Below are 22,627 nucleotides of genomic sequence, written 5' to 3' on the forward strand. Positions count from 1 at the left end.
AAGTTTACGTGAAGCGTTTACATTGTTATCATAAATGGATTGATTCTAAACGTCTAACAAGTATATATTACAGATTCAATAAGTTTTATTAATACCTTTGTGAAAGGGTATTCAAAAAAAACAAAAATACGAAAGAACCGGATAAAAACATCGGGCCTTTCGTATTTGAGTAAAGAAATTTCTTGCACAATTTCAAGCTAATTTGTACTGCTTACTTCATGAATCAGTAAAAATAACTTAAAACAGATTCATGTAAATTTGTTTCAACAACTGAATAATTAGTTTTTATCGGACGGCACAATAGAACATTAAAAGGAATCGGGTTCTTAAATGTTTTTTCCACATAATCCTCACTGTTTAAATAGCGTCCAATAGGTGAAGGTAAAATAGCAATTGTATCTGAGTAACGAGTTGTTTCAATTAAAAAATCCCACGAAGAAGAAGTAAAAATAATTTCTGCATTAGAATTTTGTTCCTTAAATGTTCGTTTAACTAAATCGTTGGTCACAAATGATTCATTAAATGTAGCAATTGGGTAATCATCAATTTCTGTCCAATTGATTTTATTCTTCCTGCTTAAATCATGAGTTGTTGACATAAAAGCTGTTAATTCATCAATTTGAATCACATGCTCTTCATAGGCTTTCGGATCAAGATTCGTTGGTTCGATCAATACGACATAATCTAAATCTTTTTGCAAGAACATCCTTCTCAACTCATTACAGCTATCTTCTACAATCTCTATTTTAATTTCCGGGTTTTCCACGATGAATTTAGAGAAGAAGTTGGAAAAGAAAACACGTAAAATTAAAGAAGGTACACCTAAACGAATCGTTCCTTTTTGTTTGGATGATTCTTTACGAATCATATTTTTCATTTCATCATGCATTTTCAAAATATCTAAAGCATATCGGTATAACTTAATACCACTTGGTGTCATTTCTTCTAATCTTCCATTTTTACGATAAAAGAGACTTAATTCTTCATCTTTTTCAAAATTAGTAATCATTTGGCTTAAAGCTGACTGCGAGATATGAATTTTTTTTGCAGCTAACGATAAATTGCAACCGCATTCAACAATGTTGATAAAATAATTCAATTGTGTAATATCCAATTCCAGTTATTCCCCTTTTTTTTGATTATTCCTTTTGAGACCAGTTTATGTCATAAGAAATAATTATATCTATATATAGAATACCATGGTTAAAGATGTTTGTGCAAAAGGAGACAAAAAAACTCAGAAAACAAGGATCATTGATCCCGTTTTCTGAGTTTTTAATAACATTTAAACAAAAGCGCCTACACCTGTCAAATATCTTCCAACAATTAAAGCATTGATTTCATGTGTTCCTTCGTAAGAGTAGATAGCTTCTGCATCTGCAAAGAATCGAGCAACATCCGTTTCCAGTGTAATTCCATTTCCACCGACTACTTCGCGAGCTAATGCAACAGTCTCACGCATGCGTAAAGCATTATGCATTTTTGCCATTGAAGAATTCACTTCGCGGTAATTGCCTTCTTCCTGCATTTGAGCTAAACGTACAGAGAAACTTAAATTAGCCGTTACGTTTGCTTGCATGATAGACAGTTTTTCTTGAACCAATTGGAATGAACCTAAATTCTTACCAAATTGTTCGCGTTGTTTGACGTAACGTAAAGCAGCTTCAAACGCACCTGCTGTTAATCCTGTCGCCAAATGAGAGATATCTGCACGCGTAATCCGTAGAATACCTGCTACATCTTTAAATGAATTCACGTTTTGCAATCTGCGATCTTCTCCAACTTTCACATCCGTAAACGTGATATGCCCATTTTGTGTCATACGAAGTGAAATTTTTCCTTCGATTTTTTGAACATGTACCCCTTCAGCTTTACCAGGAACCATAAAGGCTTTAACTTTTCCATCCGCTTCATCACGAGCAAATACAGCCATTTCATCTGCTGATCCAGCTCCACCGATCCAACGTTTTTCTCCATTGATGATCCAAGTATCGCCTTCTTTACGTGCAGTAGTTGCTAGTCCGCCAGCAATATCTGAACCGTGTTCGGGTTCGGTCAAAGCAAAACACCCTTGAATTTCATACGAAGCTGTTTTATCAGCCCAACGTTCGATTTGTTCTTCATTTCCGCCTTGTAACAACGTTGCGTAGAATAATCCGCCATGAACCGTGTAGAAGGTTGCGATAGAAGCATCTAGTTTAGCTAACTCAAAATATCTAAAAACGTTGTATAATTCGCTTGGTTTACGTGTATTTTCACGACCTTCAAATAACAATGGATTATCCATCATTCTTACTTTTCCGATTTTCTCAAAAGCTTCAAAAGGAAATTCGGCTTTTTCCCAATACTCACTTAGTACAGGACGTAAATTTATTTCAAGAGCCTCACGCAACTCTTTTAAAACTGTTAATTCTCCATCTGTTAATGCACTTGAATACTCATAAAGATCTGATGGATAAAAAGTAGCTAAATCAACTGGTCTTTCCATTGTCTTTGTGTTCATCATTTTAATCGCCCCTTAATTATTTTTAATTTTTAATAGGTTTTATTTTATCAAGCGCTTACAATGCTTAATTTAAGCCATTTATAAATTTTAGTCTACTTACCATAAATTATAGAAGGTATAAGAAGAACTTAACGTCATTCTACAAACCTATAGTTTATTGCTTTTTTCAAAATAAATGACAAAAATAAAAACACTATCTAAAAACAGATTCTTAAAATCAGCTTTTAAATAGTGTTGTTTGTTTTAGTTAAAGGTAATATATGCTTGTTTACTTCGCTTCAATGAATCTACTACATTTTTTCCAGTCTCATCCCATTCAATCATACGATAATACGCATCGTGGTAAAAAATGAATTTATACTGGTTTTTATAAGCTTCTTTCATCCATTTTTCTTTACTGAATATAGACGTCATTGGATAATCATCGTAAGCCAAGACCCATAAAGGATTTTGATGTGCATGTGTTGGCATGATGTCGGCCATATGCACTAACGTTTCACCATTTTGTGTTAGTTTGATTAATGCATGCCCTACACTGTGTCCTCCAGTGTGGATCATATCAATTCCAGGCACTACTTCAAGCGATTCCTGATACGTAATGATTTGATCCTGAACTGGCTCCCAATTTTCTTTCCAATACGTGCTTTTGGAACGAATATTTGGATTTCTCATTTCATCCCATTCAATCTCGTTAACGTAAATAGCTGCACTTGGAAAAGTAGAAACGAGCTTCTCATTTTCCCAATGTGTTAATCCGCCGGCATGGTCAAAATGTAAATGTGTCATTAATAATACATCAATGTCATTCACGGTCAATCCAAGTTCTGCTAGACTTTCCTTTATCTTTGTCTCTTCCACAACTCCATAATTGCGTCGTTGCTTATCTGATAATTTCCCTTGCCCTACTCCAGCATCAATCAAATAATTCTTATTTTGATATTGGATCAGAATCGAATCCGTTGGTAACTCGATTTGATTTTTTTCATTGACCGGATATTTACGTGACCATAATGGTTTAGGCACTACCCCAAACATTGCTCCTCCATCCATAGAAGTGATTCCACCATCCATCCAAGTTAACTTCATGTCATGAAATACTAAACTATCCATCTTCTTCCTCCTTCTATTAAAAAAAGCGTTTCCATTCATTCCCAATTGATTATACGCAATCTTTCGTATTTATTCAAAATTAAGAAAAACATTTAATAATTTGATCAACAAAAAAAGATTCAAAGTTTTTTACTTTGAACCTTTTTTTAAAGTCGTTTTTAACTTTTAATTCCTAGGATATCTTCTTTTGCATGGATTAACTGCGTGATTTGTTTGCTATATGGTGCTTCAAAACCTCTACGTTCAGATTCTTTTGCTACCATGCCATTCAAAAAGTCGATTTCAGTTGGGCGTTTATTCTTTAAATCTTGATGCATTGATGGATAATGTCCACCAACTTTTTCGGCAATTCCTTTCAAGTAATTAATCGTTTCTTCAACATCTAATGTTACACCTTCCGTTTCTGCTACACGAGAAAATTCACTAACAATTCCTTGATTTAATTCGTCAATTTGAGCCACATCAAACAATTCTTTGATATTGCAGTCCAATAAAGAACAAAGGGCATTCATTGTTCCATTAACACATGCTTTTCTCCAAGTTGTAAAATGGACATTTGAACTATACACTCCGTTTAGTCCACAATCTGCCATCATTTGAACAACTTGACGTGTACCTTCTTCTTCGTTCTCATCACTATTTTGAACTTCAACAGGACCTTCTCCCATAAAATGCGTTTTCCCAGGTGCGTCTAGACCACCTGTCCACACTGTTGTTCCCATGATGATATTCTTTTTAGGAATATATTCAGAGATGGTATTCGCATGTCCTAATCCATTTAATAAGCACACCACTTTTGTGTCTTCTGTTAACGTGTGTTTGATTTCTTCCAACATATGTCTCAAACCCATTGATTTAGTAAAGATAAAAATAGTATCAAATGTATCCTTGATCTCTTCCGGTTTGCCAATTGAAATATTGATAGTATCTTCTTTGCCATTTACTGTAACTGACAATCCATTTTCTTTAATGGTATTGATATGTTCGTCCCAAAAATCTAATAATGTAACATCATTTCCACCTTTTTGCATCATGTAACCAAATCCACATCCTAAAGCTCCTGAACCTGCAATTGCTATTTTCATTATAAAATTCCTCCAATTTAATTTAACGTATCTTTTGTATTAGTTTGATGCAGGGATAAATTTAAAGATTTCATCCTCATAAACATGTAAGAACTTGCTACATACCAAGTCAATAATATATCCTCCAACGAAAGGAATTACAAAATAGGCTAATAAAACATTTAACAACCCAGTTCCCATATTGAAAGCTTGAATAGGTCCAACTAGTCCCACGATTCCAAAACCAGCTGTTTGCGGAGTTCCATGAATCGTAAGAACATAAACCCCTATACCTGAAACAATGGCATTCAGCACAACAGGAATCATGATTTTTGGGTACTTAATTAAGTTAGGAATCATCATCTTCATAGCACCAAGTAAGATGGCCAAAGTGGTTCCTGTTTGATTAATTCGGATAGAGCCGATAACAAGAATAGCTGTACATGCTGTCACTCCTACTGCTGCAGCACCAGCTCCTAAACCAGATACGCCAATAGCAATTCCAATCGCTACTGTTGAGATCGGTGAAATAATTAATACTGAGAAAGCCACCGAAATCAAAATAGCCATCACTAATGGTTGAAGAGTCGTGAAGCTATTGATTAAATTCCCTATTGTAGAAGTAATCATTCCAACATATGGTAACATAATCAAACCAATTGTTCCTACCCCAGCACCAACAATAATTGGCATCAAGATCAATGTCAATGAGCCTAATTTGCCTTGCAATAAACGGGTAACAAAAACGGCAATAGCAGAAACAAGCATAACATTTATTAAATCTCCGATGCCAACTAATTGAACACCCGTTTCGGTAACTTTATAAGCACCAGATCCTAAGAATGTTGCTGCTCCAATAACGACACTTTCCATTCCGTTCATTTTAAACTGTAAAGCTACAAGCACACCAATAATAGCGGGTGTAATAAATTGCATAACCATAACCACACTTGATAGCAGTGCAAATATAGATCCATAAGGAATAAGAGCTTTAAATATCGACCCTAGTATCGCATTAGCAATCAATCCGATAACAATACCCGATGCCGTTCCTCCTAAAACCTTGTTTAAATAATCTTTACTCGTATATTTTACTGTATCTCCCATTAAACTCAACCTCTCTTGTTTTATTAAATGAATAATTAACCCTTTTTTATATTTGTTAAACTATTCACTAATATTTACTACTAGTTAAATTTATCACAAAGCCTTTTTTATTTCAACATAAATATCATTTTCTCATTTTTTGCTCATCTAATTTTTTCGCGGCAACGATTGGTATACTTGCATAAATCATCATCTTTCCTCTTAGATATAACGTATATAAAATCTCGTTTTAAAAATTGACTATACCTAAAGGAGTAACTGAGTTCAAATACAAATTTAATTTTTCCAATTATCACCTATCTATTCGCTCAACAAATAACAAATACAACTATTTAATTACTTAATTACCAATAAAAAAAACCAACCCAACATTTTTGTGCATAAAAAAACAGTTTAACGATTTTGAAAATTACAACAATAAAAACACTATCAAATGTTAACCAACCCATCACAAAAAACAGAGAAAGAAAGAAAGAAAGAGCAAAACTTCAAAATTGAAGGATTCGCCCTTTCTTGTTTAAATAATTACATTAATTATTTGATGCAAATGTACCGATTGGCAATTGATCGTTTAACAATTCGTCTGATGGATCCAGACTTCTTTTTTGCTTTTTACCCGTTTCCCAATAAAGAATCATTATACCAAGTGTTAAAATTGAGCTTAAGATATATGTTAATGTGCTCAATCCCATACCCAAGCCAATTGGTTCACTAAATATATAAACCACACAAGCATAGAGCATGAATATGCCTGGAAGAAGAGTCACAAAGTAATTTTTATTTTTCAAATACAAGTAACGTGTTGAGACTAATAGAGAAATTACTGCCGTAACTTGATTTGCCCAGTTGAAATATCTCCATAAGATATTAAAATCAACTTGCGTTAAAACTAACGAGATTGCGTACAAAGGAATGGTTACCATCAATATTTTTTTCAGTGTATCTTGTTTAATGTGCAGATAATCTGCAGCTATCGTCCGTAAACTTCTAAAAGCAGAAAGTCCTGAAGAAATCGGTAAAACAATTACGCCGATAATCGCAACTGTCCCAAAGACACTACCCAAAAGCATGTAAGATACTTGGTTAACTACAAGTGAAGGAGTCCCATTATTGATCATTTGGCTGAGTGTTTGCCCGTCAAATAAAGACATTGAAGCTGCAGCCCAAATCATTGCAATCACACCTTCAGCAATCATCATGCCATAAAAAGTAAATCGTCCTTCTTTTTCATTTTTAGATGTTCTAGAAACCATTGGTGCTTGTGTAGCATGGAACCCAGATAAAGCTCCACAAGAAATGGTAAAGAATAGAGCAGGAAAAATTGGTGTGCCTTCTGGATTGAAGTTTTGCATCGTACTTGGTGTTAAGTTCGGAATAGTGTGTCCGCCAAAAATCAAACTTAGTCCAATAGCAAGTGTACTGATAATCAGAATTGCTCCAAAATAAGGATAGACTGCTCCCATCGCTTTATCGATTGGCAAAATAGTTGAAATAATATAATAAAGAAAAATTAATCCAATAATTACCCCTAAAGTTAACCAATTTGGTGTAATACTTTCAATTAAGTTAGCTGGTGAAGTAACAAAAACGGTACCCACTAACATCAACAGTAACATAGAGAAAATATTTACGACATGCTTTACCGGTTTTCCTAAGTATTTGCTGGCTAATTCTGGCAGATGGGCACCATCATTTCGTAAAGAAATCATACCTAGCATATAATCGTGCACTGCTCCTCCTAGAATACAACCTACGATAATCCAAATGTAAGCAATTGGCCCATAAAGCGCTCCCATTATTGGTCCGAAAATAGGGCCTGTTCCTGCAATATTTAATAATTGAATAATAGCATTTTTAGATTTAGACATTGGGACAAAATCGTAGCCGTCTCTCAATGCTTCTGCAGGCGTTGTACGATCCGGATCAATACCAAAATTCTTTTCAATATACTTTCCATAAATAAAATAACCTAAAATTAATAACGCGATACCACCCAACAACGTAATCATTTTTCCTACCTCCTTATAGTATTAAGCAAAAAATTGGCGTTGCCAATTTTTTTATAGCCCTACTGTACTATAAAAAATGAGGTTTAGGATCCAAATCAAGCTGACATAGCAAAACTGCTAGCTAAAGTGCCCGCCAGCAGTTCTCAAATTCATTTAATCAATGAGCCATTACAATCCTACTTCTTCTTTAAATTGTTTCATATAATGTCTACTTACCGGGATTTTCACTTGATTGCTCATCGTAACGAGAAACGTATGGTTAAACCACGGCTGTATTTCTAGGATCTCTTTCATGTTAAGCAAATAAGAGCGGTGTACTCGCAAAAAAGCATGCCCTTTCACTTTTTCTTCATAGGCGTTTAAAGGTTCAGTCGCAGTGTATTCTTTCTCATCAGTATAGATAGTTGTAATGCCGTTTTCCACAGCGATAGCAATAATGTCTTCGATTTTAACAATGTAGATACGCTCGTCCATTTGAATAGGGATCGTCTTTAAGTATTCTTGTTTGTCCTCCGCTTGCAATTGTACCCGTTCTTTTTGATATCTAGTGTACGCTTTTTGGACAGCATCTTGAATTCGAGGCAATTCAAACGGTTTTAAAACGTAATCCGTTGCATTTAATTCAAATGCTTTTATGGCATATTCATCATAAGCGGTCGCAAAAATAATCATTGGCGGATTCTTTAACTGGTTGATTTTATTCGCTAACGTCAGTCCGCTTTCACTGGTCAAATGAATATCTAAGAAAATCAAATCTATTTCATGCTGCAGCATTTTTTCCAAAGCTTCTTCAATAGATTCGGCTTCAACGATAGCTGTAATTCCTTCACAACGTTCCAATAAATACGCCAGTTCATTTCTAGCTAATGGTTCATCATCCACTATTAAGGTATACATTTTTATCCCTCCATTCCTTGGTAAGGTATCTTGCAAAAAACAACGGTTCCTTGTTCTGAAGATTTAAAGTTCAATTGAGCTTTATCCCCAAATAAACTGATCAGGCGCTTATTTAAATTTTCTAAAGCTGATCCGGTTCCTTTTTCAGAAGTAACACTTTCTTTGCCTAATTTTCCAAGCCTATCCTCTTCTATCCCATAACCATTGTCTTGTACACTTACGAGAATGTCCTGATCCATCTTATTGACCGTTACTTGGACTATATTATCCACTTTCCGGTTTTTAAATGCATGTTTAAAGGCATTTTCTACCAATATTTGAATCACAAATGGAGGCAATAAAATATTCTTCAACCCATTTTCTATGTTCATTTCGACCTGATAGCGATCTGGAAAGCGCGCTTGTTCCAACTTCATATAAGCTTCTACTTGAAGCAGTTCTTTTTCTAAAGGAATCACATTCGTTCTGGCACCTTGCAGATTAGATCGGAAAAAGGTACTCAACTGCAGCAACATTTCGCGAGCTTTCTCACTATCCACTCGAATCAATGCAGAAATGGTATTGATGGTATTAAAGAAGAAATGTGGGTTTACTTGAGCTTGCAACGATTTGATTTCTGCATCTTGCAATAGTTGACTTTGCAATTCCATTTCGCCAAGTTCAATTTGACTGGAAAATATAGTAGCCAAGCCTTCCGCTAATTGTCTTTCAACAAAGGTCAACTTTGAGGCGTCAGTGAAATACAACTTTAACGTTCCAATCGTTTTTTCCTTTGACTTTAACGGAATAACGATTGCAGCTTCTAATGGGCAGCCAGGGTGATCACACCCGATTTCTCCATGAGAATGTGCTTCTTTGATCTCTCCCGTTCGCAAAACTTCTTTAGATAAGTTGGTCACTATTTTTTTTGACGGAAAATGATGATCACTGGCTGCACCAACATGTGCTAAAATGCTATCTTTGTTGGTGATGCTTACAGCTGAAACTTTGATCAGCTTCTGAATGATTTTTGCTGCTTGCGTACAGGATTCTTCATTCATGCCCGAACGAAAATAAGGCATCGTTTCATTGGTCAATTGGAAAACATCATGGGTTTGGACGGCTCTTGTCTGTTCTTCCTGCCGCAATGTTGAGTCAATGATCGACAAGAAAATCCCTGTTCCAATACTGTTCGTCAAAATCATGGGCAACCCAATAAATTTGACTAAATTTACAGCTTCTTGGAAGTTTGTACTTAATAAAATAATACACACCATTTGGACAGCTTCCATTGCTGCACCAAAGACGAGTCCCTCTCCAACTTTTGGATAAGTATTTTCCCGAATAGACTTCAACCCATATAACCCGGAAAATAATCCAACTAATATAGATGAAATCACGTAAATATAAGCGTCCATTCCGCCTTGAAGATAGCGGATAGCTCCCGAAATGATTCCTACACTCACACCTATGATCGGTCCTCCTATCAATCCTGAAACACCAATCGTCAATACACGTGTATTAGCCAGCGAAGAATGGGTGGCTAAGTCAGTAAATGGTTGATCGATCATAATTTGATTTCCGTCAATTTCTATACCGGTAAAATTAGAAATAATAGCAAATATTCCGAAGACTATAATTAGCTGAACCATCGTACTTACTTTTCTTCGATTTCCTAAAAGGTTTTTAAAATAAGGGATATTCATTAGTATATAGGCCAAAATAATAATTAATCCGCCACGTTCAAGCATTAAAATAAATAAGTTGAACATCTTTTCACTTCCTATAGTTTGATATCTTTAGTTTACCTTACAAAAACTAGTTATGCACACAAATAAATAGAGCTCTACATCACTTGATGCAAAGCTCTGGTGTCTCATCTATTTTATTGTTCCTCATTTTTATATTCTAGAATATCTCCTGGTTGGCAATCTAATGCTTTGCAGATCGCCTCTAACGTTGAAAATCGAATAGCTTTCGCTTTCCCATTTTTCAATATAGAAAGGTTCGCCATCGTAATACCTACTTTATTTGAAAGTTCTGTTACGCTCATTTTGCGTTTGGCCAACATCACATCAACATTAATTATAATTGCCATAGTACTCACCTCAGATCAGACTATTAAATCATTTTCTTTTTTTATATCAATGGCTTCTTGTAAAAGTCTTTGAAGAACTGCAGCAAAAACTGTGATAACAAATGATGCAAAGACTGGAATCATTCCGACTAAAATAAGCCCAGGTGCATCATCCATTTGTGCTACACCAAAAACAAATGGCAATATCATCACGTATAAACCACAGATTACTAAAGCACAAAACTTGATAGTTTTAAGCGCTTTAACAGATAAATCAGAGAACGCTTGGTTCCTATCAATATAAGTTAACAGTTTAAAAGCTTGATATAAAGCTATGAAAAAAGGTATGGCAGATACATACATACCAATTATAATAGGATAAAGTAACTGATCATAATTTGGATTTGCCGGATTTCTCATTAACCAAATAAATCCAACTATACTCAAAACAAGAACAGGAAGACCAATTAAAATTAATGCTGCTTTTAAAAAAAATGTTGTACCTCGTTTCATAAATAATACCTCCCTTACTTAGTATAACTATTATTTTAGTACATATTTTATTGATTAACAATAAATAAATATCATTTTAAAATATATTTAAGTTGTTTGGTACTTTTCAATTTATCGAAACTATTGTTCCAAAAAAGTAAGCATACGTAAATAAAAAACCTATAAAAATTTATAGATTTCTTATTTTGCTATTAAATTATTTGTCAAAATTCCTGCTATCTTCTACCCTACATACTCAGAACACCTAAAAATGGGAAGTTGATTCATTCTAAAATAACAATTATTCTAAATTTAATAACTTTTCTCCTATTACATATTCATCTACCAAGGACATCATAGTCAGTTTAACTGAGTTAGTATTTTTTAATTTTAAAGAATAAATAAATTCAACGGTGTCTCCAGGATCAACCTCTGATACCTTATTGCCTAACGTCTGGCTATACTTGCTATCCTTAGCAGTTTTTTCTGAAATAACTGCTTGCTCTTCTAAAAAGACCTCTTGTTGTTCCAACGTTTGACTAACAGTAAAATACCCAAAATCTTGTATTGGTATTCTTTTTTCATCAGAAAGATTGGTATATTCAGCCAATATCAAAAGGCTTAGATCCCCTTCTTTATCATCTCTTACTTCATAAGAAAGAAATTTGATAGTTGCATCAAAAGTGACTAATTCATCATCTTTATAATAGGGTATGGTAAGTTCTTCAATACTTTCAGACTCTTGAGAACTCGTACCTATGGAACTCTCGTTTGTAGTTTTACATGCTGCTACACTTATCATCGCTAACGTTATTAAAAAAAAAGTTTAATTTTACTTTTCATTTTATCTCTCCTCATTTTGATTTTATGTCAATATACCTCTATTCTGGGGATGGCTAATAATTTGATTACCTGTCCAAATAACCTCTAGTTATAAATTGAAAATTACATCTTAACATCTACATTTTCTCTTTTATTCTCTATGTAAACCAATAGGTGCTAAAAGCAACCAATAGTTGATAGTCAACAACCGTTATTTTCGGTATGATAGAAGAAAATAATCGAAAAGGAGAAAAACAGATGGCCTTAGGAAAACGCTTGAAAGAAAGTAGAGTTAACAAAGGATTTTCGCAAGGAGATGTTGCTGAATATTTACAAATTTCTAGACAATCAATTTCAAAATGGGAAACCGGAAATGGCTATCCAGATTTAGACAACTTAGTTAAATTAAGCGTGTATTATGAAGTTTCGATTGATGATTTACTTAAAGAAAATCAAAAACTTAAAAATAAAATCCACGAAAATGAAATTAAAATTGAAGAAAATCACCAAAAATTAGATTTTATCCGTGGATTTGTTGAAAAAGATGAAGGTCTACTATTGTTAACGATTGCCTTTATTGGGTGTTTGATTCCTCCATTAGGTTTTCTTGTGGCTCCAGTTATGATCAAACGAAATAAAAAAACAAATACACTTTATAAGTTTGTTTATTTCGCGTGTGCTTGTTGTCTATTAATTAATCTATTTGCTGTTTATAGTATTGCTGGAGACTATTTAGGATGGGGAACAACCACCGTTGAATACCTTGTTGAATAAACTCTTAATACGTAATAATAATACTGCTTCCGGATAGTTTAGCTCTTAAATTTATAGAAGATTCTAAACCCAATAGTGTTCGTTTTAAATAATAAGTAGCTTGCGTAGAACTATCGACTTTTAAAAGCAAACTTTTAAAGCTCCCAGTATATGCAGTTGCTGAGCCAGTGTGTGCTCGAGTAATTTTATTATTGCTTACATCAATTTTATAGCTTGCTTTCCATTGTAACGCTCGTTCTTTTGTAATTTTGTATGTACCATTACTAACACTACTTGTTGCTAGTAAAAATTGTGGTTCTTTTTCAACGGTAATAGTGTAACTTTCACCTAAATCATTTTCAACTTCAAACTGCTGTAAGCCACCCTGCTCTAAATCATAGATGACGGTGTTCTCAGTTTGAGCTATTGTCTCTGCAGCCTGTGCCTCTTTAGCACCAAAACAAAAAATAGTAAAACAACCTAAAATAAAGACTAATTTCTTCAAATAAATCCCTCCAGATAGTTTTTTTAATAACACCTATAATATAACAGATATAGATGTATTAATTAAGTGTTTTTTCAGTCTATGCAACGATCAGCACCATCAAAGAACTAACTGAAGAGTAATTATTTTACAAAGGAGAACTTGAGAAAACATGCTAGAAATTATGAGGAAATGAGATAATTAAATGAAACTACTATTATATATACTGATATTTCTTATTGGCTATTCCTTATTATGTACTTTAATAGCTTTACTAGTTGCATTATACAAGACACTTAGATATAAAGTATCTTTTAAAGAATCCTACAAAGAAACATTTTTGTTCTTTTTGTTTGAATTATTTGATCCATTTAATTATTTTTAAATGGGATAATTAAATGTGACACACGATCCATAATTGCTTTGCTTCTTTTCGTTTAGGTGAATTTTTGAACTTACTGATGGTTTCGACTAAAAAACACACTCCTTCGAACTTGTACGTATATATATAGTATAGGAAATCTTATATGGTTATACTATTACACCTATTTTTACTTTTTAGTACTTGATAAAAATAGAGCTTCAATTAAGAAAACAAAATTTATTCTAATTTTGAAAAACTATGCAGAACATAAATAATGAATCCTTACTACTACGCAAATTCATAGAAACCTGTAGGAAGGACGTTATTAGTAAACACTCTTAAATAAGAACGCAAAAAGAGAGGTGAATTAAATTCGCCTCTCTTTTTGCGTTTCAAGAATATTATTCAGCAATACTCAATTAATCTTGTGGCAACAATTTGTTTAAAATAATAGCCATTAAAGAGGCTATTGCGATTGGAGAACCAAAGAGATAGCGAACCATAGTCGGTAGACTATTTAAATAGTCAGATGGCAAGAACGTTAACGCTACTACTAATAGAATGGGAATAGAAACAACATACGTTGCCTTTTGTCCGATTGTTTCTTTTTTCAGCACCTGAAAACCACTCATTGCAATAACTCCACAAACAAGTGCGAAGACACCTCCAATAACAGCTGAAGGAATAGATGAAATTAACACAGAAAGTTTTCCCGATAAACCAAAAATAATAAACAACCCACCCGCAGCTAAAAAGACGCGACGGCTAGCAATACCTGTAATAGTAATAATACCAGCATTAGAAGAATATCCTGTTACAGGAGTAGTCCCCAGAAGAGCAGCTGTCATACAACCTAATCCTTCACCAATAACTCCTCGATTAAGGCGATCTTTATCGAGAGGAACTTTAGTTACATTACTTACAGCCAACCACGTACCAGTTGTTTCAGCTAATAAGACTATATAAATAATCAGCATGGTTATTATTGCTGAGAAATCAAATGAAAACGTGAAATCTTTAAATATAAATTGTGGCATAGAAAACCATTTTGCTTCTGCTACAGGTGTCAAATCCAATATCCCCATAAAGCCGGCAAGAATACTCCCAACAAAAAGAGCAATAATAACAGAAGAAATTCGAAAAATACGTCCACCTTTAGATGAGTGATTTCCTAAAATAGAACAGCCAATCATAACTATTCCCGTTATCACTGCTAAAGAAATATTCTGACCTATTGTCCCAACAGCACTTTGATAGATATTATCATTTACAGCTGCAGGCATCAAAGATAGACCGACACAAAAAATAATAGTGCCTCCTACTATCGATGGAACAAAGGAATCAATAAGTTTATGGAATAAACCAGTAAACCCTAAAATGGTTACGACAACAGCACCTACAAAACTAGCACCCATCGCCGTACTCCAACCTTCCATTCCTCCTCCATTAGCGAGTGTAATACCCGCAATGGCACCAATCGGAATAAACGAAGCCCTTTGAGCAACTGGCATTTTCATCAGTAAACCTGACTGGATTATAGTAGCAATGCCAGCAGCGATAAAAGTTGATTGAATCAGTATTGCTGACTGTCCGGAAGAAAAACCTACCGTCATAGCAACAATGAATGGAACAACATAAACATCCATTGCCAGCAAATGTTGTAATCCGAGTAAAAAACTTTGTTTCCAAGATACGTCATCCTCTGTTCCCACTGTCAAAAGCGTTTCAGTATTCTCCATTATAAGTATAACTCTCCTTCTTATTCGCTATTTTTTCTCCTTGTACCCATACAGAAATAATATTTTCACGTTTAGTCAAATAAAGCAGTTTTTGAAAAATATCCTCTAGAGGTTCATTTTCATCAAAAATTGGCATTGATGCTTGAGAAATAGTCGTATCAATTATTTGAGCATCGAATGCATAGTTTTCTGCAAGTCTGCCAATTGGCAAGCTTAAACTTTCTCCACCACCAGCTGTTGCAAAATAAAAAGCTTCTTTCGCTGTGACACGCGAATTGCTCCTACCACCACGGTCTTCAGGCGCTTTCTCTGTATCTACCCCATCTTCCAACACGCGAGAGGATATCACCGTTTGGCGTATTGCCGAGTAGATGCTTGGATCGTATCCTCCAGAAAGATCTGTTCCTAAACCAACCTCAACACCAAGATCATGGAAGTGTTTAATGGGAATCACACTGTTCGCAAAATACGCATTCGAGATAGGACAATGAGCAATAGCACTACCTTTCTCTTTAAAAGTACAAGCATCTGCTTCACTTAAAAAATTACAATGAGCCATAACGGACTTTTCTCTTAACAAACCAAATTCATTTAGTACTTGAGCATCATTTTTTCCAAAACGCTCTTTAACGTAACCATGTTCCCAATCACTTTCGCTACAGTGACTAGTGACATGAACATCATACGCTTCAGCTAATTTCCCTAAACCATCTAATGCTGAATCTGTACAACTCGGTACAAATCGAGGTGTGATAACGGGATAAACCCCTTGTATTGTCTCCTCATGTAAAGCTTTAACACGATTAATGAATCGCTCAGTTTCTTCTAACGCCGTTTGAGTATCATTATCACGGTAATAGTCAGGATTTTGGTCAGGATCGTCCATTATGACTTTTCCCACTAAGCCACGTTGTCCTTTTTCTGCGCAGATTTTAGCCAATTGATAGCTTGATTCTTCATGAACAGTTGCGAAATATAAACCAGTAGTTGTTCCATTTGCCAGTAAGGTATCTACTAAATGGGAATAGACCTTTTTAGCAAATAGTGTATCTTCAAATTTAGATTCTAATGGAAAAGTATAGGTATTCAACCATTGATGTAAAGGAATATCCAATGCTGTCCCACTCTGTGCCCACTGCGGAGCATGAATGTGTAAGTCAATAAATCCCGGTAATAGGTATTGTCCTTCAGTTAATTCAACAAGCTTATGTTCGTCTTTTGCATTTTGAAGTGTTGAATAATAATGTGAATTTGACGGGGATAAACGTTTTACAATCATTCCTCTCTCGTCTATGCAATAGAGATAGTTCTCCAACATTTCAATCTCCTGAGCAGAAATACTAGAAAATCCCGTTCCTTTTAAAACCTTAACAATATCTTTCATACAATCCACCTTCATTCGTCTTATTAGTACATTTCTCATTATATAGTATGAAAAATAGAATAGTCAATACGAATAACGAATTATAATCATCCTCCCATTTCGATTGTTCGCATAATTCACACTGCTTTATTTTTACAATAGTGACTATTAGAAAACTCAAATCCACCAAAGTTAATTTTTAAATTTAAAAAACGTCCTTTTTATTTATTGAGATTCTTATCCTCTTAAGTCATAATAGACACGAAAGATACTTTTATTGTTTTTAAATAATATGTACATAGGAGTGGATTTAATGATAGAACATTATGAAGCATTACAAGCAAAATTAAAATCGTTATTAAAAAAAGAGGAAAGTTCAACAATAAGATTTGAAGAAAATACTTTACGATATGAATCTGCAAAAACTACTTTTGATAAGGAAAGCGAAGACATCGAAAAATTACAGACTGAATCGTTGTCTACTTTCATGAAACGATTAATTGGAAGTTACGAAAAAAAATTAGATAAAGAAATTCAAGAACAACTGACAGCTAAAATAGAATTAGATTTGTCTTTAGCTTTAATGTTAGAATCTAGAGAAGATTTAGCTGATGTTCAATCAACCATTAATCAAACTAGGGCTGAACTTAATCAGTTAAAAGAACTTTTGTACCGACAAGATAGTGATTTTCGTGAAAAAATTAGTACTGAAGAACTTAAACGTGTTCATCTTAAACAAGAATTGATTGAGATTGAAGAAGCTTCTGCAGCCGGAGAAAAAGTCTTGAATGGAATAGATATTGCATTGGAAGACTTAGATTCAGCTGATTCTTTTTCAACCTGGGATATGTTTACAGATAGTAGTTTTATCATTGATATGATGAAATACGATAAAATTGATAAAGCAGAAGCTAAAATGAATCACCTAGAACAGCTCTTAGGACGTTATGCAAAGGAATTAAAAGATGTTTCTTTAGATACTTATCTTAGCTATGAAAAATTTAGTGGTATGGGTAAAACTTTCGATGTTTTCTTTGATAATATTTTTTCTGACTGGGATACAAAAGATAAAATTGGACGAAATATTGAAATGCTTGAAAACCTTGGAACAACCATTAAAGAACTGCAAAATAAACTTGAAACTAATAAAGAAGAGATTCTAAAACAAATCGAAGAGTCTGAAATTTTATATTAAAAGGATGAACAATAAGCTAATAAACTGCTCTTATTTCAGCAGAATGCGGGATTAAATCTCCAAAAAAGAAACTGACAACAGTATTAATAACATACAAAACTATACTCATTAGGCTACAAGTGAGCATTGCGGATAATTTTCACAAAACAGAGAACCGTCCACAGTAAGATAAAAAGCAAAAAAAAGAATTGCCTATAATTGGCAATTCTTTTTTTAAGTTTATAGTTTATCTTTTATCTTGTTTACAATTCCTTTTGTTGGTGTTGTAGCCGGTTCAATATCTATTGATTTTTGGACCATCTCATGTCTTTCACCTAGATTTTCATCAGTCTTTTTATCCCAAAGTTCTTTTTGTCTCTTTTGAACTATAGATCTCATTGCTTTAGGAATAACATTTCGGTAGTCCTTTGTTTCTCCAGTTAGTACTTTAATGGATTCTTTAATAACTTCTTCGGGATCAAATTGTTCATAAGGAAATGCTAATTGCTCGTAATCAAATAGACGCTCTTCTGGATTGTCTCTCCAAGCTCTCCAGGCTTCGAATTCTCGGTCATTGAATCCCGTCAAGAAGGGTCCCGGATTGATAGTTGCTACTTGCACATTAAACTCTTGAAGTTCTTTACTTAACGATTCCGCAAATGCTTCTAATGTGAATTTTGATCCGCCATAAGGTCCTGATATTGGGTCTGCCATTAGCCCTGAAACAGAAGACATAAACACGATTTTCCCACGTTGTTTCTTTGCCATTGCCTTAGCTATTTTTTGGGTCAATAACATTGGTCCGAATACATTCACTTCAAATTGACGGCGTAATTGTTCTTCTGGTATATCTGCCAGTGATCCGCCTTCTGAAATTCCAGCGTTATTCAAAAGGACATCAACATCCCACGTCCACGCTCTTTGTCTATCTGTTGGATTGGTTACATCCAATTTCTCAACTTGTATCTCAATTTTCTTTTCTTTTGCTTCATTTAACAATGCGGATACTTCAGACATTGTTTCGACTCCGGCGATAACTTTTTTCCCTTGTTCCGCCAAACCCAAAGCAATACCCTTTCCAAATCCTGTTCCTGCACCAGTGATTAAATACGTTTCTTGGACCATATACTATTCCTCCTAAAAGTTTAATAGATTGGTTAACTCATTAAGAAGTATAACGGTATATGGAAACCGTTTTCCAGTAATACGCATTCTTCCTTACAACTTATGTTAAAAACCTAAAGAACAGAATACAATTGCTGAAAGTGATCAATTGTGTAATCAGCATATTCATTTTCCTCTTTTTTATTGTTAAAATAACAAGCACTGATTCCAGCGTTTTTTGCAGCCAATAAATCTAGCTCTCGGTCTCCAATCATTAATGCTTCCTCAGGATGAATAGTGTGCTCATTAATCAGATAATTTAGTGCATCAGGGTTTGGTTTTCTTTCAAATCCTTGGTCAAACGTAATAAAATCAGAAAAATAATGATATAAACCATATTTTTTCAGCAATGTCACAGATGAATCTCCTCTGTGAGTATAAAGATAATTTTTTCTATTCGTTGAATGGATATATTTACAGATACCTTCAATGCCTTCAAACGGTTTGGCTAATTCAATTCCTTTAGTTTTCTGTAGAAGTTTATAGTCCTCTATAAACTCACTGCTTATTGCATATTTTTTTTCATAGTATGTTAAAGCAAATGACATAGACACTTGCATGTGTTGTTTGATTTCATCTAACGGCTCTTCTATTCCTTCTTTCTCCAGTAAATCTTTAAAAATTTTTGCCATTACTGGATAAGTATCAAAAAGAGTTCCATCAAAATCCCAAATTACGTGTTTAAACATCTTCCATTTTCCTCCAATAAATAATTTTTCTTAAAAGTATTAGTGAGAATACTTATAATTACAATTGTTATGATAAAATAACCTTACTATTCTTTATGAAAAGAGGACAATTATGATTCGAGTTCGAGATATGCAACTAATCGATGCTGAGGCAATCAACTTACTGAATACTGAGTCTCTAGGATATGACATTTCCATAGAAATAACTAAAAAGCAGATGGAAAAGTTATTAATTAACCCTAACCATCATATTTTTTACATTGCTGAAGAGGAAGAATTAGTTGTGGGGTATGTACATGCCGAATTGTATGAGACACTCTATTCAGAACCTATGCTAAACGTATTGGCTTTGGCAGTTAATCAAACTTATCAGAAAAAAGGTATTGGAAAACAATTAATGCAAAAAATCGAACAAGCAGCTAGTGAACGTGATTTAGTTGGCGTACGCTTAAATTCTGGAGAAACTAGAACCGGAGCTCATAAGTTTTACGAGTCTATTGGCTATAGTAGTGATAAAAATCAAAAAAGATTCCTGAAGATTATCTAGTAGCGTCTATTTGAACTAACGATAAAAACCCAATTCTCCAGAAAAATAGTCTTTTATTGCGTCTTTGTGCTGTTGATTGGCTATTTCTGGTAGATTAGTTTTAGAAAAAAATCCTAAATCTAACGTTTCACTATTCTCAATAGAAAGGTTGCCTTCAACTAATTTAAAAATAAACATTGTTGTAATAGTTTGAGCTTTATCCCCGTTAGGATAGGTATCAAAATAATTGGAATAAACACCTAACAACGATACAACTTTTACATGCAAACCTGTTTCTTCTAGCACTTCTCTGACTGCAGCCTGTTCAACTGTCTCGCCCTTTTCAACAGCCCCACCAGGTAAGCCCCACAAATTTTTATCGCTTCTTAACTGTAGCAAAACTTCATTTTTTTGATTTGTTACGATTCCTCCTGAAAAATTTAAGATAATCTCTTGATTGCCAATATAACTTCTAATCCAAGATATGTAATCCACTCAGCATCTCCTCATTACTACTTTTTATGAGTCCAAATTCATTTAACCTGATCCGTCAACATAGGTTCGCTCAAACCGATAGTTGTGATCTCATTATTTTTAAATACATCAATGGACTCTATTTTTATAGAAATCTGATTTTCAAACGACATTTTTACGATCCAAGGCATTAACCCTTTTATTTTTGAAAAGTCTTCGAAACCAAAATGAGGATTAAAATGATTGATAAGTGTACTTAGAGCCGTTCCATGACTCCCAATAACACAATTCGCTTCCGGATGTAACTGTACTAGTTTCATTAACGCCTTCACATTTCTTAATTGAACTTCTCTTAGACATTCTCCATCAGACAATCTATAGTCAAAATCATTCCATTGTCGCTGACTAAAAGTAGCAAAGTCCTCAACCCACCTAGAGATACCACGTTCTCTAAAGTCATCAATACACGTCACATCAATAACAAGCCTTTCAGATAAGTCTTTAACTGTATCAACTGCTCTGACATAAGGGCTAGAATAGATGTATTGAATATTCTTATCTTTCAAATAGTTGGTAACTAACGCGCTATCTCGTATGCCTTTTTCAGTTAACGGTCTTGAAAACTCATCATGAACTCTAATATCTGACTCAGCGTGCCTAACAAAATAAATATCTCCCATTTCTATTCCTCCTATACACTAAATAGATGAACACCTTTTTCCTTTCAAATTTACTTCTTCCATATTTTTTAGAAAATAGTTTAAGAAGAAAAATGAATACCAAATAACCTAATATGTAAAATAAATAAAAATTGCAACTCTATTCTATTATGTACTTATTTGCTTTAAACAGCCTATCTATAGTTGTTTATGTTCTTCTAAATCAACTTTAAAATACATAGCTCTTAAGTAATTACGAATGTTACTAATTATTCGAGTATCTAAATGACTATAGGTTTTCTTTGATAAAACATGATTAATCAAACTCTCTATTTTGTCGATAAATTCCTGAGAGATTCCATAACGATTAATCAAAGCAGCAGAAGGCGTTGAGAGTCTTTCTATTTCATCATCTTCATAAACAAAAGGACTATTTACACAGAAAATTAGTGCTTCTACCACTTTTTCATACATGCTTTGTTCAAATAATGGATGAGTAATAATCTCATCTAATAAATCAGCACAATGTGCAATCGAGTGTGCCCAACCTTTCTCTTCAGTAAAACCACGTCTATCCTGTTCATTTACAAGATAAAAACAAGCCCTATCTAATACAAAAGAAATTTGAGATTTTTCAAGAAGCTGCTGTTCTTTGTCTTTATTGATTAAAAGTCCTAGAACAAGTGCTGAAAATGAACGTTTATAAACTGAATCACTATTCTTAAATCCAATTCCATACAATAAATACTGATTAGATAGTAATTGATTAAATAAATTTTTTAATTGATCATTCGTTAAATAATCTTTAGTAATCATTCCTATAAAAGCATTATAGATCAATTTATCTCTAATATAAGAGTTAACATTGCCTATATTTAGTAGCATTTCTTTTAAAAGCCATTCACTATCACTATAATTTTTTTCTTCTAGTTTTTTAATCAACATTTTTTTACTCCTTAAACTATTCCTTGTCTTTTTATATCTAATACAAATAAAATAAGTTAAAATTAAAGAATGGTTAACTTAAGAATATAACACTCTAATATTTTAAGTATATTAATCTTAACCCAAAAGAACAATATTTTTTTAATAAAATAAAATTTCTAGGTGGTTTTAATAGATTCTTATGGTAGTGATTACTTAGATTTGATCAGTTAGAAGGGATTTTTAGTCTC

Annotated in this window: 22 protein-coding genes; 3 read left to right on the plus strand and 19 right to left on the minus strand. The window is 33.7% G+C overall.

Annotated features, from left to right (window positions below; all coding sequences use genetic code 11):
- Positions 1–223 precede the first annotated feature (223 nt).
- The 11 genes from BLT48_RS07425 to BLT48_RS07475 form a co-directional block, all read right to left on the minus strand.
- Positions 224–1,114: a LysR family transcriptional regulator gene (locus BLT48_RS07425; protein WP_089976763.1), complete on the minus strand. Its 891-nt coding sequence runs from the start codon at positions 1,112–1,114 to the stop codon at positions 224–226.
- A gap of 171 nt (positions 1,115–1,285) precedes the next feature.
- Positions 1,286–2,506 carry an acyl-CoA dehydrogenase FadE gene (gene fadE / locus BLT48_RS07430; protein WP_007721927.1) on the minus strand — a complete coding sequence of 407 codons (1,221 nt, stop codon included), beginning with the start codon at positions 2,504–2,506 and terminating at the stop codon, positions 1,286–1,288.
- Positions 2,507–2,749: 243 nt separating this feature from the next.
- Entirely contained in the window at positions 2,750–3,616 is an 867-nt protein-coding gene (locus BLT48_RS07435) for a YtnP family quorum-quenching lactonase (protein ID WP_007721929.1), read from the minus strand.
- Between the two features lie 158 nt (positions 3,617–3,774).
- Complete coding sequence (locus tag BLT48_RS07440) at positions 3,775–4,701, minus strand: 2-dehydropantoate 2-reductase (protein WP_089976767.1); 927 nt, start codon at positions 4,699–4,701, stop codon at positions 3,775–3,777.
- Positions 4,702–4,740: 39 nt separating this feature from the next.
- Positions 4,741–5,787: a PTS sugar transporter subunit IIC gene (locus BLT48_RS07445; protein ID WP_007721933.1), complete on the minus strand. Its 1,047-nt coding sequence runs from the start codon at positions 5,785–5,787 to the stop codon at positions 4,741–4,743.
- A gap of 530 nt (positions 5,788–6,317) precedes the next feature.
- Complete coding sequence (locus tag BLT48_RS07450; protein ID WP_089976771.1) at positions 6,318–7,796, minus strand: carbon starvation CstA family protein; 1,479 nt, start codon at positions 7,794–7,796, stop codon at positions 6,318–6,320.
- A 168-nt stretch (positions 7,797–7,964) separates the two neighbouring features.
- Positions 7,965–8,693: a LytTR family transcriptional regulator DNA-binding domain-containing protein gene (locus BLT48_RS07455; RefSeq protein WP_007721936.1), complete on the minus strand. Its 729-nt coding sequence runs from the start codon at positions 8,691–8,693 to the stop codon at positions 7,965–7,967.
- 2 nt (positions 8,694–8,695) lie between these two features.
- The gene (locus BLT48_RS07460; protein WP_089976776.1) at positions 8,696–10,444 is read right to left on the minus strand and encodes a sensor histidine kinase; all 1,749 of its coding nucleotides are present in this window, start codon (positions 10,442–10,444) and stop codon (positions 8,696–8,698) included.
- A gap of 113 nt (positions 10,445–10,557) precedes the next feature.
- Positions 10,558–10,770, minus strand: a complete 213-nt coding sequence (locus BLT48_RS07465) for a helix-turn-helix domain-containing protein (protein WP_035020493.1) — start codon at positions 10,768–10,770, stop codon at positions 10,558–10,560.
- Positions 10,771–10,785: 15 nt separating this feature from the next.
- Positions 10,786–11,262: a DUF2975 domain-containing protein gene (locus tag BLT48_RS07470; RefSeq protein WP_035020494.1), complete on the minus strand. Its 477-nt coding sequence runs from the start codon at positions 11,260–11,262 to the stop codon at positions 10,786–10,788.
- Between the two features lie 280 nt (positions 11,263–11,542).
- Positions 11,543–12,043, minus strand: a complete 501-nt coding sequence (locus tag BLT48_RS07475) for a DUF5067 domain-containing protein (protein WP_035020495.1) — start codon at positions 12,041–12,043, stop codon at positions 11,543–11,545.
- A gap of 278 nt (positions 12,044–12,321) precedes the next feature.
- Between BLT48_RS07475 and BLT48_RS07480 the strand changes: the two genes are divergently transcribed.
- Positions 12,322–12,837: a helix-turn-helix domain-containing protein gene (locus BLT48_RS07480; RefSeq protein ID WP_089976781.1), complete on the plus strand. Its 516-nt coding sequence runs from the start codon at positions 12,322–12,324 to the stop codon at positions 12,835–12,837.
- 4 nt (positions 12,838–12,841) lie between these two features.
- Here BLT48_RS07480 and BLT48_RS07485 read toward each other — a convergent pair whose 3' ends face one another.
- From BLT48_RS07485 to guaD, 3 genes are all read right to left on the minus strand, one after another.
- Positions 12,842–13,321 (minus strand): DUF5626 family protein, encoded by a 480-nt coding sequence (locus BLT48_RS07485; protein ID WP_089976784.1) that lies wholly within the window; start codon positions 13,319–13,321, stop codon positions 12,842–12,844.
- 762 nt (positions 13,322–14,083) lie between these two features.
- A complete protein-coding gene (locus tag BLT48_RS07490) occupies positions 14,084–15,403 on the minus strand; it encodes a uracil-xanthine permease family protein (protein ID WP_089976787.1) in 1,320 nt (439 codons plus the stop codon).
- Positions 15,390–16,787 (minus strand): guanine deaminase, encoded by a 1,398-nt coding sequence (gene guaD / locus BLT48_RS07495; protein WP_089976791.1) that lies wholly within the window; start codon positions 16,785–16,787, stop codon positions 15,390–15,392. The genes BLT48_RS07490 and guaD overlap by 14 nt, the downstream gene beginning before the upstream one ends.
- A 292-nt stretch (positions 16,788–17,079) precedes the next feature.
- Here guaD and BLT48_RS07500 point away from each other — a divergent pair, with 292 nt between their 5' ends.
- Complete coding sequence (locus BLT48_RS07500; protein WP_226776558.1) at positions 17,080–17,961, plus strand: coiled-coil domain-containing protein; 882 nt, start codon at positions 17,080–17,082, stop codon at positions 17,959–17,961.
- 219 nt (positions 17,962–18,180) lie between these two features.
- Here BLT48_RS07500 and BLT48_RS07505 read toward each other — a convergent pair whose 3' ends face one another.
- Together BLT48_RS07505 and BLT48_RS07510 are read right to left on the minus strand one after the other, a co-directional pair.
- On the minus strand, positions 18,181–19,065 hold the full coding sequence (locus BLT48_RS07505) for an SDR family oxidoreductase (RefSeq protein WP_089976794.1): 885 nt from the start codon (positions 19,063–19,065) through the stop codon (positions 18,181–18,183).
- A gap of 113 nt (positions 19,066–19,178) precedes the next feature.
- Positions 19,179–19,793, minus strand: coding sequence for an HAD-IA family hydrolase (locus BLT48_RS07510; protein WP_089976798.1), 615 nt, complete (start codon positions 19,791–19,793; stop codon positions 19,179–19,181).
- Between the two features lie 112 nt (positions 19,794–19,905).
- On the opposite strand from BLT48_RS07510, the gene BLT48_RS07515 reads away from it, so the two are divergent.
- Positions 19,906–20,340 (plus strand): GNAT family N-acetyltransferase, encoded by a 435-nt coding sequence (locus tag BLT48_RS07515; RefSeq protein WP_280513127.1) that lies wholly within the window; start codon positions 19,906–19,908, stop codon positions 20,338–20,340.
- 15 nt (positions 20,341–20,355) lie between these two features.
- On the opposite strand, the gene BLT48_RS07520 is transcribed toward BLT48_RS07515, so the two are convergent.
- The 3 genes from BLT48_RS07520 to BLT48_RS07530 all read right to left on the minus strand — a co-directional run bounded on the left by BLT48_RS07520 (position 20,356) and on the right by BLT48_RS07530 (position 22,397).
- Complete coding sequence (locus BLT48_RS07520; protein WP_089976802.1) at positions 20,356–20,814, minus strand: NUDIX hydrolase; 459 nt, start codon at positions 20,812–20,814, stop codon at positions 20,356–20,358.
- A gap of 38 nt (positions 20,815–20,852) precedes the next feature.
- Positions 20,853–21,473, minus strand: a complete 621-nt coding sequence (locus BLT48_RS07525) for a histidine phosphatase family protein (protein WP_089976806.1) — start codon at positions 21,471–21,473, stop codon at positions 20,853–20,855.
- Positions 21,474–21,650: 177 nt separating this feature from the next.
- Positions 21,651–22,397, minus strand: coding sequence for a DUF2785 domain-containing protein (locus tag BLT48_RS07530; RefSeq protein WP_089976811.1), 747 nt, complete (start codon positions 22,395–22,397; stop codon positions 21,651–21,653).
- Positions 22,398–22,627: the final 230 nt, after the last annotated feature.

The sequence above is a fragment of the Carnobacterium viridans genome (assembly GCF_900102725.1).
In the GTDB taxonomy this organism is placed as follows: Bacteria; Bacillota; Bacilli; order Lactobacillales; family Carnobacteriaceae; genus Carnobacterium_B; species Carnobacterium_B viridans.

Excerpts from the sequence above, each read along its gene's own strand:
- BLT48_RS07515 (WP_280513127.1), top strand. The coding sequence starts at position 19,906 with ATGATTCGAGTTCGAGATATGCAACTAATCGATGCTGAGGCAATCAAC.
- BLT48_RS07500 (WP_226776558.1), top strand. The coding sequence starts at position 17,080 with ATGATAGAACATTATGAAGCATTACAAGCAAAATTAAAATCGTTATTA.
- guaD (WP_089976791.1), bottom strand. The coding sequence starts at position 16,787 with ATGAAAGATATTGTTAAGGTTTTAAAAGGAACGGGATTTTCTAGTATT.
- BLT48_RS07525 (WP_089976806.1), bottom strand. The coding sequence starts at position 21,473 with ATGGGAGATATTTATTTTGTTAGGCACGCTGAGTCAGATATTAGAGTT.
- BLT48_RS07465 (WP_035020493.1), bottom strand. The coding sequence starts at position 10,770 with ATGGCAATTATAATTAATGTTGATGTGATGTTGGCCAAACGCAAAATG.
- BLT48_RS07450 (WP_089976771.1), bottom strand. The coding sequence starts at position 7,796 with ATGATTACGTTGTTGGGTGGTATCGCGTTATTAATTTTAGGTTATTTT.
- BLT48_RS07475 (WP_035020495.1), bottom strand. The coding sequence starts at position 12,043 with ATGATAAGTGTAGCAGCATGTAAAACTACAAACGAGAGTTCCATAGGT.
- BLT48_RS07445 (WP_007721933.1), bottom strand. The coding sequence starts at position 5,787 with ATGGGAGATACAGTAAAATATACGAGTAAAGATTATTTAAACAAGGTT.
- BLT48_RS07490 (WP_089976787.1), bottom strand. The coding sequence starts at position 15,403 with ATGGAGAATACTGAAACGCTTTTGACAGTGGGAACAGAGGATGACGTA.
- BLT48_RS07470 (WP_035020494.1), bottom strand. The coding sequence starts at position 11,262 with ATGAAACGAGGTACAACATTTTTTTTAAAAGCAGCATTAATTTTAATT.
- BLT48_RS07460 (WP_089976776.1), bottom strand. The coding sequence starts at position 10,444 with ATGTTCAACTTATTTATTTTAATGCTTGAACGTGGCGGATTAATTATT.
- BLT48_RS07530 (WP_089976811.1), bottom strand. The coding sequence starts at position 22,397 with ATGTTGATTAAAAAACTAGAAGAAAAAAATTATAGTGATAGTGAATGG.
- BLT48_RS07435 (WP_007721929.1), bottom strand. The coding sequence starts at position 3,616 with ATGGATAGTTTAGTATTTCATGACATGAAGTTAACTTGGATGGATGGT.
- fadE (WP_007721927.1), bottom strand. The coding sequence starts at position 2,506 with ATGATGAACACAAAGACAATGGAAAGACCAGTTGATTTAGCTACTTTT.
- BLT48_RS07480 (WP_089976781.1), top strand. The coding sequence starts at position 12,322 with ATGGCCTTAGGAAAACGCTTGAAAGAAAGTAGAGTTAACAAAGGATTT.
- BLT48_RS07455 (WP_007721936.1), bottom strand. The coding sequence starts at position 8,693 with ATGTATACCTTAATAGTGGATGATGAACCATTAGCTAGAAATGAACTG.
- BLT48_RS07505 (WP_089976794.1), bottom strand. The coding sequence starts at position 19,065 with ATGGTCCAAGAAACGTATTTAATCACTGGTGCAGGAACAGGATTTGGA.
- BLT48_RS07440 (WP_089976767.1), bottom strand. The coding sequence starts at position 4,701 with ATGAAAATAGCAATTGCAGGTTCAGGAGCTTTAGGATGTGGATTTGGT.
- BLT48_RS07510 (WP_089976798.1), bottom strand. The coding sequence starts at position 19,793 with ATGTTTAAACACGTAATTTGGGATTTTGATGGAACTCTTTTTGATACT.